Origin of the sequence: Lysinibacillus sp. Y5S-8 (assembly GCF_036894365.1) — a bacterium.
GTDB lineage: Bacteria > Bacillota > Bacilli > Bacillales_A > Planococcaceae > Lysinibacillus > Lysinibacillus fusiformis_D.
On record NZ_CP145889.1, the window covers coordinates 3,913,083 to 3,925,967 of the forward strand.

Below are 12,885 nucleotides of genomic sequence, written 5' to 3' on the forward strand. Positions count from 1 at the left end.
GAGCGGGATTTACTTATTTCCTAAAAATCAAATTTGAAATGATCAGGATCTTGCCCAAATCGTTGATTTCGATTTAATGTAGCCATTTTCTCCATCTGGGCTTGTGTTAATTCAAAGTCAAAAATCTGTGCGTTTTCCTCGATTCGACTTGGTGTCACTGATTTAGGAATAACCAATGTATTGTTTTGTAAATGCCAACGTAACACTACTTGAGCAGCCGTCTTTCCGATTTCTTGCCCTATTTCCACTATTGCAGGGTCAGTAAGTACGCCTCCGCGCCCTAGCGGTGACCATGCAGTAACAGCAATTTGGTGTTCACTGCAAAATGCGCGTAATGGGAGCTGCTGTAAATAAGGATGTAACTCCACTTGATTGACCATCGGAGCCGTATTTGCCTTTGCCAGTATTTTTTCTAAATGATGCTCATGGTGATTGGATACACCTGTCGCACGAATTAATTTTTCATCGTATAGGCGTTCAATTGCTCGATAGGTTTCTTCAAAAGTTTCTGGGACAGCCCAATGGGTTAAATATAAATCTAGGTAATCTATATTTAATTTCTTTAATGAAACCTCAAAAGCACGTAATGTGGCATCATACCCTTGGTCATTATTCCACACTTTTGTCGTAACAAATATATCTTCACGTTGAATGCCTGAATGACGAATCGCTTCCCCTACCTCTACCTCATTACCATATAACGACGCTGTATCAATAGCTCGATAACCAAATTTAAGTGCTTTATCAATAGCCTGTAATGTTTCTTCACGTTCGGTCATTTTATAAACACCTAAACCAAATCGAGGCATTTCTACACCATTTGATAATGTTTTCGTTGATTGTAAATGCAAGAAGCACAACCCCTTTCTTTTCTTAGTACCATTATACAAAAAATTGGATTTAAGAAAAATAAAGCAACTGTTTTAAACCTTACTTTTTCTCGATTCCCGTATCCTCCTCCAATTGTATCGGGTCAGCAATACGTTCATCCTCTGCCAGTTCAAGACCATCTCGTAAATGCTCCATCTGTTTGCCCAAATCTTTTAATTCTTTCATATCTCTAGCCATTGAACCATTTTCAATGTTTGGCACTTTTTTTTCCATAATGATCACCTCATTTATAGTTTTCCCGATATCGATATGTTTGAACCATTTCTGACATATTTTATTCCGCTATGTCGTTTCATTTTTATAATAGATAGGCTATACTAAAAAAAGATGTCTTTAGAACATGAGGAGGGTACTTCCATGAAATTATTATTAATCATTGGTGTAACAGTTGCTTTCTTAACAGCTATTTTTACCGCTGGATACGAAGGCGACTACAAAGCAGACAAATAATATCTCAAGAAAATCACTAAGCATTTTGCAAGGCTTAGTGATTTTCTTTTTTTGTGGAACAATAGAAATACTTGACTTTCCTTTGTTTTTAAAATAAACTAACTTACATAAAGTAACTTAATAAAAAAAGATAACTATTTGGAGGTATCCTATATGCATTTCCATGAAAAACCTAACACATATGTAACGAATGTTGAAATAAAAGTAAGTGATCTCCAACGCTCTTTAACTTTTTATCAAGAAATAATAGGCTTTAAAATTTTACAGCAAGAATCACATAAAGCTACGTTGACTGCCGATGGAGAAACTGCTCTTTTAACCATTGTTCAGCCTGAAGCAGTGGAAGAAAAGCGAAGCATGACGACAGGGCTTTATCACTTCGCCTTATTATTGCCAACTCGCCGTGACCTAGCCAATGTCATTACTCATTTTCACGACAAAGGTGTACACCTTGGGGCTTCTGATCACGCTGTCAGTGAAGCACTCTATTTAAATGATCCTGATCATAACGGTATTGAGGTGTATGTGGATCGTGATGAAAGCGAATGGACATGGCATAATGATTACGTGCATATGGTGACAGAACCACTCAATATCCGTTCTATTTTAGAAGAAGGCGATGGAAACTGGAATGGACTTCCTGCTGGTACAGTGATGGGTCATATTCATTTATCTGTCTCCAACTTAGCAGAAGCTGAGCATTTTTATACTAAAGGCTTAGGTTTTGAGATTGTCACACGCTATGGTTCCCAAGCATTATTCATTTCAACAGGCCGTTATCATCATCATATCGGCTTAAACACGTGGCACTCAGAAAATGCTCCAAAGCTTGGCCAAAACCAAGTCGGCTTGAAAACATTCTCCTTGCGACTAGATAACGAAGAACAAGCAGCCACTATGAAAGGAAACCTTCGTGTAATGGGTGCACCAGTCATAGAAATTGCTGGTGGATTCCAAACAGAAGACCCTGCTGGGAATGTTGTGTTATTGAAGTTTTAGTATTAAAAAGCAGTTCTCACATGCGGAGAACTGCCTTTTTAATGTAAACCTGGATAGCCTTGTTGTCGTAATGCCTCATAAATGACAATGGCAGCCGTATTAGACAAATTGAGTGAACGTACATGATCACTTTGCGGAATACGCAAGCACATATCTCGTCGATCATATGCAAAGTCCTTTGGCAACCCTGTCGTTTCTTTTCCAAACATAAAATAAATATCTCGATCTTGATCACTAAAATCATGCGTCGTAAACGGCTCATCACTATACGTTTCGATTAAATAAACATCTCCATTTTTAGAATGCTCTATAAAATCATCAAGTGAGTCATGATAGACAATATTCACACTATGCCAATAATCTAAGCCTGCTCGTTTCAACATTTTATCGTCCGTCGAAAAACCTAGTGGACGAATTAAATGTAACGATGTATTCGTACCAGCACAAGTACGAGCAATATTCCCTGTATTAGCTGGAATTTCTGGTTGATATAAAACGATATGCAATGGCATAACGACACACTTCCTTATTCAAAATTTCTTTCATCAGGCTCTTGAACAGAGCCAATTTTTTCAGAATGAGTAGCCCCTCGGATAAAATGAGACTCAGTTCTTTTGAGTCGGTTTTCCCTCTGGATAAGCGGGCCACAGTTCTTTGGGAGCGACTTTTCTACATATTATGAGCAGGCACGGCTCTTTTAGAGCGAACCGACTTCCTTTATGAACGAAACCCCAACCTTTTGGAGCACCCTCCGTTCAAACTAGAGTCACTCCTCCGACAATTCGAGAGACTGATTTTACCCTCTAATGGAAAGCAAGTAAACCAATTGCCCCTGACCCAACTTATTGGAAAAACTGCAACCCTTTATGAATTTCACTGAGTACTTCTTCATCCTGTTCTGTAACTTCCGCTTCATGTAAAGCAGATTGGGCTATTTCTCCACCTATCTTGCCTAAAGCCCATGCAGCTGTGCCACGAATGACAGGACGTTCATCTTTTTGAAGAACATCGATTAAATCTGGTATGGCAGCTTCTTCTTTAAAATGAGCGAGTGCTAAAATGGCATTACGCTGGATAGGCTTTTTCCCACGCCAAGAGCCTGAGACATGACCAAACTTCGCCTTAAATTCTCGGTTAGAAATCGTTAAAAGAGGAGTTAATAATGGCTTGGCAAGCTCTGGATCTGGCATAAATTCTTCATGCATCCAATTAATTTTCCCTTTATTTTTAGGACATACTGTCTGGCATGTATCACAGCCATAAAGACGATTGCCGATATGATTTCGGAACTCATCAGGCAGTAATCCCTTTGTTTGGGTCAGAAAGGCAATACAGCGCTGCGCATTCAGTTGTCCTCCTTGGATTAAGGCGCCAGTCGGACAAACATCTAAGCACAATCGACAATCTCCACATTCATCCTCCATTGGCTTATCTGGTGCAAAAGGTATATTTGTGATGAGCTCTCCCAAATACACATAAGAGCCAAATTCAGGCGTTATAATGGAACAATTTTTTCCACTCCAGCCAATGCCTGCACGTTCTGCTACAGCTCGATCTACAAGTGCTCCCGTATCTACCATCGATTCAATTCGCACACCTTCGACGTGTTCCTCAAGCCAAGCAGATAATAACTTCAAACGTTCACGTATTGCTGTATGATAATCGACACCCCATGAAGCTCGACAAAAAATTCCACGCCTTGCACCTTTTTTACCTACTGGTGCATTTTGCATACGCGAAGGATAGGCAACGGCTATCGCTACAATGCTCTCTGCTTCATTTAATAATTGAAGGGGTTCGGTACGTTTTTCAATATTACTTTCTTCAAAACCAGACTGGTAGCCTAGCTCCTGCTGGCGACGCAATCTGTTCTTTAGTTCTGTAAAGGGAGCTGCTGTTGTAAAACCTATTTTATCAACGCCAATGGACATCGCATATGCCACAAAGTCACGTTGTAGGTCATGTATGTTCATTTTATTTCCAACTCCTTACATGGTACAATAATAGAAATAGATAAAGTAGGTGATGTTCATTGGAAATTTCCATTAACCAATCTCTATTAGCACAACATCCCGAGCTAAAAATCGGCATTATTCATTATACCAAAATTGTCGTAGCAGCATCCCCTCAAATGATTAAGGGACGTATGCAATTGTATCAGGAAAATCTCTTTCTAGAAATGCAAGAACAACCTGTGACACAGCGTGAGGGTGTCGCAGAATGGAGACAGCTATGGAAAAAGCTTGGTGCTGATCCAAACCGTTACCGTCATTCAGCAGAAAGCCTAATGCGTCGAATTAGTAAGCAAAACTATTTAACACCACTTCATTCAGGTGTTGATTTAAATAATTTCTTTTCTCTCCAATACGAAATGCCAATTGGGCTGTATGATGTCGCTCCAATCAAAGGGTCTGTGGAAATTGCTCTTGGTCATGATGAAATTAGTTACGAAGGTTTAAATGGGCGATTGAATACATTAACAAATATTCTATATAGTCGTGATGAAGTAGGAGCATTTGGCTCACCTTTTGTCGATTCTAAACGCACAGCTGTTACAGAGGAAACGACTGAGGCATTACATATATTTTATCTCCGACCATCGTTAACAACTGAAGCAGCAAACGAACTTCTTTCGTCAGCAGGAAAAATGTTTAATCAAATCCATGGCGGTCATTATCAAACCGCACTTTTATCAAATAATGCGCCATCTACAACACTATAAAAAGGACGTGTTTTCATGATTAATCTTGCAGAAGCAGTTAAACTAAAAAGTATTTTAGGGAAGAAAACTCAAGAGCTTGTTAGTGAACTACATCGTAGTGCTGTTGTGACAGTAGAAAAAGGACAAGCTCCTAAAACAAGTAATCGTGCTCTCCCCCTTATTGAGGCTGACCTAGCACAAATTCGTCTCGATGCACGTACGCTAGACCGTTTAGTATATGAAGCGAACATTCAAAACTCCGTCGATTTTAAAGGTGAAAAGTTAGCACTAGTAGAAGCCATCGAATTGGCGACACAGCTCCGTGCCGAGGCTGAATTGTGTAAAGAATTTAGTATGCGTGAAAAAGAAAGTGTCCGATTTGGCTATGGTGAAAATGCAATGTTATACGAAATCACTTTGTATGAGCCTGATGCATATCGAGAACGAGCAATTCAACTCGAAAAAGATGCACATAAACTATCCAATCTTATTAATTCAAAAAATTATAGTATACAAATTAACTTTGACGATTCTCGTTATTTCTAATCTCGGGGCGGTGAGACTCCAAACCGAGTTGGATGTGCTGTTTTCAAATTCAGCTTTTGAGCTAACTTGCCTCAAACCAATAACAAGTTACCTGTTACTGTATGACCGATGACTAATGACCAACTATAGGCAAAAGCCATACTCAACCAACTTGATTCCGTTTGAAAACGCCATCCATGGCTCTCCTACATTTATGTATGGAGAGCCTTTTTATGTAGATTCAGCATTTTTTTAAAGACATAAACAGTAAATCATGGCACATTGATGCCAAGTTTAAATGTCGATGAATTCGAATGTCTAGTTTGCCCCATTCAAGGACAAAATGGAAGTATCTATAGGAAAGGGGTCATACTATGACACAGCAAAATGATTCAACACATGAGCAAGATACAACCTTAACAAATCGACAGGGCCATCCGATTACCAACAATCAAAATTTACGAACAATCAGTAATCGTGGTCCTGCAACACTTGAAAATTATGATTTTCTAGAAAAGATGAGTCACTTTGACCGAGAGAGAGTTCCTGAACGAGTGGTCCATGCTCGTGGTGCTGGTGCACATGGTTATTTTGAAACTTATGGTGTTGTGGGTGATGATCCAATTTCAAAGTATACACGTGCAAAAGTCTTTCAGGATAAAGGGAAGAAAACGCCTGTCTTGGTGCGTTTTTCAACTGTGATACACGGCGGTCACTCCCCTGAAACTTTACGTGATCCACGAGGCTTTGCAGTCAAATTTTATACAGAGGATGGCAACTGGGATTTAGTGGGCAATAATTTAAAAATCTTCTTTATTCGTGATGCCATGAAATTCCCAGACATGATCCACGCTTTTAAGCCAGATCCTATTACTAATATTCAGAGCGTCGAACGCTTCTTTGACTTTTGTGCTAGCTCTCCAGAAACCTTCCATATGGTCACTTTTGTCTACTCACCTTGGGGGATTCCAGCTAATTATCGTATGATGCAAGGCTCTGGGGTCAATACGTATAAATGGGTTAATGATGAAGGTAATGCGGTTCTTGTTAAATATCACTGGGAACCACTACAAGGCATTAAAAATTTAACACAAAAAGAAGCAGAAGAAATCCAACAGAAAAATTTCAATCATGCTACTCAAGATTTATATGATGCCATCGATCGTGGTGAATATCCTGAATGGGAGCTACATGTTCAAATAATGGAGGATGGTCCACATCCTGAGCTTGATTTTGATCCATTGGATGATACAAAGCTTTGGCCCAACGATCAATTCCCATGGTATGCAGTTGGCAAAATGGTCTTAAACAAAAATCCTGAGGATTATTTTGCTGAGGTGGAACAGGCCGCATTCGGCACAGGGGTACTGGTTGATGGCTTAGACTTTTCTGATGATAAAATGCTGCAAGGTCGTACTTTCTCTTACTCCGATACACAGCGTCATCGTGTAGGGGCTAACTACTTACAGCTACCGATTAATGCGCCTAAAAAGCGTGTTGCTACCAATCAACATGGTGGGCAAATGATGTATAAGCGTGATTTGGCTCCCGGTCAAAATCCACATATAAATTATGAGCCATCTATGCTCAATGGTTTAAAGGAAGCGACACAAGCTGGGAAAGAACATACACCCTATGTAGAGGGAAATCTTGTTCGTGAATCAATCGATCGTCAAAGCAATACTAAGCAAGCTGGCGAAACTTACCGTAGCTTTGAGCAGTGGGAGCGAGATGAACTTCTTGAAAACTTAATACGCGATTTATCAGTCTGTCACGAGGATATTCAAAATGCAATGATTGCGCTAGCAGAGGAAGCGGATGAAGAATATGGTCGTTTACTCAAAGAAGGTTTGCATAAGGCACGAAAAAACGCCTCCGCTTCTAAACCACTTGGCAATATCGATGGCGATCAAGCACCTCAAGATGCTATCAATAAAGGTCATGATGCCGAGCCATATTAACTAAGTTAAAAATAGGCTGGGACAAACCAATGAAAAACCCGATCTATTTTACAATACACTCCTTTAGTGTTTTGTAGTAGCTCGGGTTTGCTTTTTGTCTTAAAATTATCTGGCTTTCATAATAGCCAAATTAATTATGTATAAGCCTTATACCAATGATAGGGTTGAATTTCTTTTCATGACTTAAATACTAATTCACCATTTGCATCCGTAATCGCAGCTTTCACATTCTCTCCCCAATAGAAAAGTCTTTCCTGACAGAACCCGCATGGTGTAAGTACTACAAATTCTGATTTTTCATTTTCTCGAGCAACACAAATTGAATGTGTAACCTTTGTATTGAATTGATGGGTCTCTAGAATGGCTCCCGTTTCCATACATAATTCAGTGGCTTGCATTCATGACCTCTGGTGCGATACTTGTTAAAATCCGCCCATCTTCAGTATACAAAGTTGCAGCTCCTCCCCAGCCAGAGGGATATCTTTTTTCTGCTAATGCTACTGCCGATTCATATAGTGTTTTTTCAATATCCATCCTACATCATTTATGTACGCCAGGTAATATTTTCAATACCTTTTCCTCGGCGTCTAAAATAGCATCCACTCCTAGTGGAATGGCAATATTCGTCGTTTCATGCCCAATCTTAAAGCCAGCCACAACCGGAATGCCCAATTCAGCAAAATACTCCTTCATCAACAGATGCAATGCCGCTTCATCAGCTCCTGTCTGTGTAAATGAGCCAATGATTACTCCTGCTAACTGTTCTAACTTCCTAGCCTGTTTTAATTGCTGAAGCATCGAATCAATTCCCGGAATCGTTTCACCTAGTTCTTCTATCAATAAAATTCGACCTTCAGTACGCACTTCAAATTTCGTTCCTAATGTGCTGACAAGACGATAGAGATTGCCTCCGATAATTTCACCTCTTGCAACACCCCCAGCAATTGTTGTTAAAGGAGAAATCGCCTCTGTATACTGAATTTCCATCGGGGAAAATAATTGTAAAAACATTTTCTTTGATAAGTCATCCATCTTACTAGCTGCCATAAGCAGAGGGCCATGAAATGTCACTAGGTTGGCATATTCATTGATGGCACAATGTAAATATGTCAGATCTGAAAAGCCCCAAAAAATTTTAGGGTTTTCCTCTAATAAAGTATAATCAACTTTTTCAGCAATTCGTGCAGAGCCATAGCCTCCCTTTGCACAAAAGATCGCTTTCACTTCAGGGTTTTTCACCATTTCATGCAGATCAGCTAACCTGGTCTCGTCATCTCCAGCTAAATAATCATGTTTTGCATGGATCGTATCTCCTACAATATAGCGAAGCCCCAATTCGTCCAAAAAGGCTAATGCATCTCCTAGCTTTTCAGGCTCTACAAGACTTGAAAGGGCAATAACACCAACTAAATCACCTTTTTGTAGATATGGTACTGTACTTTTCAACGCAATCACTCCTCTTTTTCTTATTTTAGCATAGCCATACTATGGGAGCATTGATTATTGCGATGCTTCATGCCTAAAATAAACCATAATATTAGAAGTTATCGCTTCATGATAATCTCGCCATAGAGTTACCTTCCAGAAACACTATCTAGCACAAACTTTATTCATTGGAAATAGACAGCAACGATTGCTGGTATTTTTGCTTCTATTGTTGCTTTTTTGCTGGAATAACAGTGTTATACTGCTTGGTGCGAACAAGGTGAATATTTATTTTTTTTCGATGAAAATTATCCTACCGGAAAAACAAATAAGCAAAGACTTCCATTATAAGAAGTCTTTGCTTATTCTTGTTAGTTTGTTCCACCATAAATAATCGTAACATTAGGATGGTTTAATAATTGACTTGCTGGGAAATCTTCCGTCACATGACCACTCTTCAATTTTTCCATTGCATCCAACTTCTTCTCTCCAAAGGCAATAAGGACGATTTCCTTTGCCTTCATAATGGATTGAATGCCCATCGTAATCGCATGTGTGGGCACTTCAGAAGGGTCATCAAAGTAAATAGCGTTTTCTGTTCTTGTGGACTCTGTTAACTCAACTATATTGGTCATAGAATCAAACGAAGTGCCTGGTTCGTTAAAGCCTATGTGACCATTCACACCGATTCCAAGCAGCTGTAAATCAATGCCTCCTGCTTCCTCAATACGTCCATCATATGCAAGACATTCGGTAGCTAAGTCGGCTGCCTTGCCATTTGGCAAATGTATATTTTCTTCTTGTATATCTACAAAATTAAATAAATTCTTATGCATGAAAGTCCAATAGCTTGCTGGACTTGTTTGCTCAAGACCTACATACTCATCCAAGTTAAAAGTTTGAACATCCTTAAAAGATAGATGACCTGCCTGATGTCTTGCCACTAATTTCTTATACATACCAACAGGTGATCCACCCGTTGCTAACCCTAAAATACTATTAGGTTTCTCTTGTATTTGCTTGGAGAAAATATGAGCTGCAACTTCGCTCATTTCCTCATATGTATTTACTTCTATCCACTTCATAGTAATTACGATACCTACCTTACCCTCAATATTATTAACTAATATGTAAAATATTTCACTTTATAGTAGCTAATATATTAATCTTACTAGTTATTTAGCTATTTTTCTATCATTTCCTCCTTCAGTTTATGCGTGTAATCTTAGACTATTTCGGTTATGTTATTAATAAGGAAGTGAGGCGATTTTATGAATTCTCAGATTCATCACTATTTACAGCATATTCAATTTCAAGGATCTTTAGAGCCAACTATACAACTACTTGGACAACTACAAACGAAACATCTATTGACCATTCCCTATGAAAATTTAGATGTTGCCTTGAACCGTGGTATCTCCTTCGCTATCCCTGATTTATATCAAAAAATAATGGTTGAACGACGTGGTGGCAATTGCTTTGAACTCAATATCTTATTTAGCTGGCTCTTGCGGGAACTTGGATTCTCTGTTACTAATCGATATGCGCAGTTTTGGCGTAACGTGGCAGAAGATACACCTACAGAGGCGATTCCTATGCACCAGCTTTTATTAATAAATGAGGGTGGACAGACCTATATCTCAGATGTAGGGGTAGGTGCCTTAGCCCCCTGTAAGCCAGTACCATTGATTGCAGGACATCAACATCGTGAAGGCCAAGAGTTATATAAAATAGAACGAGATGAAGCAAATGGTTGGATGCTGCTTGAACAAACAAAACAAAATTGGCGTTTGCTTTATAGTTTTCATGATGATGCAAATGAGGCAAAATTTGCACCTCGACTCTCGCAGCAAAAAAATAAAATTGCTATGATTCGCACTACTCGTGGACGTCATACTATGATGAACAACGAATTTAGAATCTATGAAGGTTCATCCTTAACAATTTATACTACACAAAATGACAAAGAATGGCTGCAAGCTCTTCAGCGTTTTTTTCATATTACATTACAAGACTAACAACAAAGCAAGCCACTTCAAAAAGAGGCTTGCTTTCAATTTATTTCATTGTACGATTTAGTAACTCTAACACAACAATGTCATTGTGTAGCTCTTTCACTAAACCAATTCCATCTACAAAATAATAAGTTTTCACCACATCACTATAGATGGATCTTTCTTCAAGTATCACGACACCCGTATATTGAACCTCACCAGCTTGCACAGTACCGTTAGTCGTTTTAACTGTCACTCGTACACCAGACGTCACTCCCTCGTCATCCTCATGTAAAATGACACCTAGTCTTAGTGGTAGTTCCAAATACAAATCATAATGTGTGGTAGCATCACTAGCAATAGCTTGACCATATATACGGTCATGTCCATATAACAGTTCATTAGGAAATGTTTGTGCTGTACTTACATTTTGGACTGTCCATACATCATTTTTACCGTCATGATGGTCATATTGATAGTTTAACGTATAGCGTTGATTATCACTTAAAGAATAATGAGCATACGTATAAACAAAAGCAGGATCTTTTAGCAAATCAGGCTTAGTCAGAGTCATCGCTCGTGCCAAAAATGCTGAAAAGTGAGCACGTGTAACAGGCTCATTTGGTTTAAATGCTCCATCCTCATAACCTCTTATTAAATGATTATGAGCCAATGTTAAAATCTCTTTATAGCCTGGTGTCTGCTCCGTTACATCCGAAAAATAATAAGGATCTGAGCCCTTTAATTGAAAGGCTCTGTGCAGTACAATAGCCATTTGTCCTCTTGTCATCATTGCATCTGGATGGAATTTATCGACTGCATTAAAAATGCCCGCATTTTGTACCGCAGCAATTTCTTTATAATACTTATGTGCAGTCGTTACATCCTGAAAATTAGGATTTTTTATATTGATTGTATTTAATCCTAGAGCACGAGTTAACATCACAGCAACCTGTGCTTTCGTAACTTTTTCGTTCGGCTTGAACAGAGTATTTGAATAACCCCTCACAATATCCTGCTCTACTAAATAATCAATTTCTGTTAATAATGTCTCATCAGTTAAATCTTTAAAGCTTGCTGCCCGTACTTCCTTAGGTAATAGACAAACAGTTATAAGGATTAAACATATAATTTTCAATAGGTTCTTCACATTATCCCTCCTCCTTCGATTCTTTACCCATCTAAGTCAATTTTTACTCTTCATATGAAAATACCACAACCATAAAAGATATGATTGTGGTATTTCCAATTAGTACATAGCATTTGGTAACACAAGCCCATCGCTCATTTTAATAATACGATCAGCATAGGCGAGCATTTCTTCATCATGTGTCACCATTAATGTTGTAATCTTTAATGTTTTCGTTAATTCTCTTAGCAACAGCATAATTTCTTTAGAACGCTGGGAGTCTAAACTAGCTGTTGGTTCATCAGCAAACAATACTTTTGGTTGATGAATGATGGCACGTGCGATTGCTACACGCTGCTTTTCTCCACCTGATAAGGAGGAAGGATAAGCCGTTTTACGATGAGCCATTCCAACTAATTGTAGTAGATGCTTCACTTCATGCTGCTGTTCGTACTTCTTTAACCGAGACTCAGCAACATCTAGCATTAACAGCAGCTGCTCCTCCACTGTCAGAAATGGTACGAGATGCGCAAACTGAAAGACAAAGCCAAATTTACTTGCACGTAATTTCCGTACCTGCTCAGTGCTCATCGTTGTAAGATTTTGTTCTTCGAAAAACACTTGCCCATCTGTTGCTGGCTGTAGTCCCGCAGCTATCGTTAACAGTGTACTTTTCCCTGAACCAGACGCACCTACCAATGCAGTAATCTCCCCCTCTTTTAACGAAAGATTGATACCTTTTAAAATTTCCTCCTCCACTTCACCATTTTTAAACGTTTTTCGCACTTCATCAATTGTAAACAATGTCAT

The 12,885-nt window shown here is 38.9% G+C and carries 13 protein-coding genes and 1 pseudogene; 5 read left to right on the top strand and 9 right to left on the bottom strand.

Features of this window, described 5'->3' with window-relative positions:
• Positions 1 to 20: 20 nt before the first annotated feature.
• Positions 21 to 851, bottom strand: a complete 831-nt coding sequence (locus tag V6670_RS19110; RefSeq protein ID WP_141904881.1) for an aldo/keto reductase — start codon at positions 849 to 851, stop codon at positions 21 to 23.
• A 79-nt stretch (positions 852 to 930) separates the two neighbouring features.
• Positions 931 to 1,104 (bottom strand): hypothetical protein, encoded by a 174-nt coding sequence (locus V6670_RS19115; RefSeq protein ID WP_186436195.1) that lies wholly within the window; start codon positions 1,102 to 1,104, stop codon positions 931 to 933.
• Positions 1,105 to 1,494: 390 nt separating this feature from the next.
• Between V6670_RS19115 and V6670_RS19120 the strand changes: the two genes are divergently transcribed.
• Positions 1,495 to 2,340: a VOC family protein gene (locus V6670_RS19120; RefSeq protein ID WP_141904880.1), complete on the top strand. Its 846-nt coding sequence runs from the start codon at positions 1,495 to 1,497 to the stop codon at positions 2,338 to 2,340.
• 38 nt (positions 2,341 to 2,378) lie between these two features.
• Here V6670_RS19120 and trmL read toward each other — a convergent pair whose 3' ends face one another.
• Positions 2,379 to 2,852 carry a tRNA (uridine(34)/cytosine(34)/5-carboxymethylaminomethyluridine(34)-2'-O)-methyltransferase TrmL gene (trmL, locus tag V6670_RS19125; protein ID WP_141904879.1) on the bottom strand — a complete coding sequence of 158 codons (474 nt, stop codon included), beginning with the start codon at positions 2,850 to 2,852 and terminating at the stop codon, positions 2,379 to 2,381.
• A 330-nt stretch (positions 2,853 to 3,182) separates the two neighbouring features.
• Positions 3,183 to 4,313 carry a tRNA epoxyqueuosine(34) reductase QueG gene (gene queG / locus V6670_RS19130; RefSeq protein WP_058844477.1) on the bottom strand — a complete coding sequence of 377 codons (1,131 nt, stop codon included), beginning with the start codon at positions 4,311 to 4,313 and terminating at the stop codon, positions 3,183 to 3,185.
• Positions 4,314 to 4,372: 59 nt separating this feature from the next.
• Between queG and V6670_RS19135 the strand changes: the two genes are divergently transcribed.
• The 3 genes from V6670_RS19135 (at position 4,373) to V6670_RS19145 (ending at position 7,527) form a co-directional block, all read left to right on the top strand.
• Positions 4,373 to 5,062, top strand: coding sequence for a phenylalanine--tRNA ligase beta subunit-related protein (locus tag V6670_RS19135; protein WP_141904878.1), 690 nt, complete (start codon positions 4,373 to 4,375; stop codon positions 5,060 to 5,062).
• 15 nt (positions 5,063 to 5,077) lie between these two features.
• Entirely contained in the window at positions 5,078 to 5,587 is a 510-nt protein-coding gene (locus tag V6670_RS19140; protein ID WP_058844479.1) for a hypothetical protein, read from the top strand.
• Between the two features lie 353 nt (positions 5,588 to 5,940).
• Positions 5,941 to 7,527: a catalase gene (locus tag V6670_RS19145; protein ID WP_141904877.1), complete on the top strand. Its 1,587-nt coding sequence runs from the start codon at positions 5,941 to 5,943 to the stop codon at positions 7,525 to 7,527.
• A 176-nt stretch (positions 7,528 to 7,703) separates the two neighbouring features.
• Here the strand turns inward: V6670_RS19145 and V6670_RS19150 are convergent.
• The 3 genes and pseudogenes from V6670_RS19150 to nagB all read right to left on the bottom strand — a co-directional run bounded on the left by V6670_RS19150 (position 7,704) and on the right by nagB (position 10,037).
• A pseudogene (locus tag V6670_RS19150) lies at positions 7,704 to 8,061 on the bottom strand (cytidine deaminase).
• Positions 8,062 to 8,067: 6 nt separating this feature from the next.
• Positions 8,068 to 8,973 (bottom strand): LD-carboxypeptidase, encoded by a 906-nt coding sequence (locus tag V6670_RS19155; protein WP_141904876.1) that lies wholly within the window; start codon positions 8,971 to 8,973, stop codon positions 8,068 to 8,070.
• Between the two features lie 350 nt (positions 8,974 to 9,323).
• Positions 9,324 to 10,037, bottom strand: coding sequence for a glucosamine-6-phosphate deaminase (gene nagB, locus V6670_RS19160; protein WP_141904875.1), 714 nt, complete (start codon positions 10,035 to 10,037; stop codon positions 9,324 to 9,326).
• Between the two features lie 186 nt (positions 10,038 to 10,223).
• On the opposite strand from nagB, the gene V6670_RS19165 reads away from it, so the two are divergent.
• Positions 10,224 to 10,970, top strand: a complete 747-nt coding sequence (locus tag V6670_RS19165; protein WP_141904874.1) for an arylamine N-acetyltransferase — start codon at positions 10,224 to 10,226, stop codon at positions 10,968 to 10,970.
• A gap of 40 nt (positions 10,971 to 11,010) precedes the next feature.
• Here the strand turns inward: V6670_RS19165 and V6670_RS19170 are convergent, their stop codons facing one another.
• Both V6670_RS19170 and V6670_RS19175 read right to left on the bottom strand, forming a co-directional pair.
• A complete protein-coding gene (locus tag V6670_RS19170) occupies positions 11,011 to 12,096 on the bottom strand; it encodes an S-layer homology domain-containing protein (protein ID WP_141904873.1) in 1,086 nt (361 codons plus the stop codon).
• Positions 12,097 to 12,195: 99 nt separating this feature from the next.
• A complete protein-coding gene (locus tag V6670_RS19175) occupies positions 12,196 to 12,885 on the bottom strand; it encodes an ABC transporter ATP-binding protein (RefSeq protein ID WP_141904872.1) in 690 nt (229 codons plus the stop codon).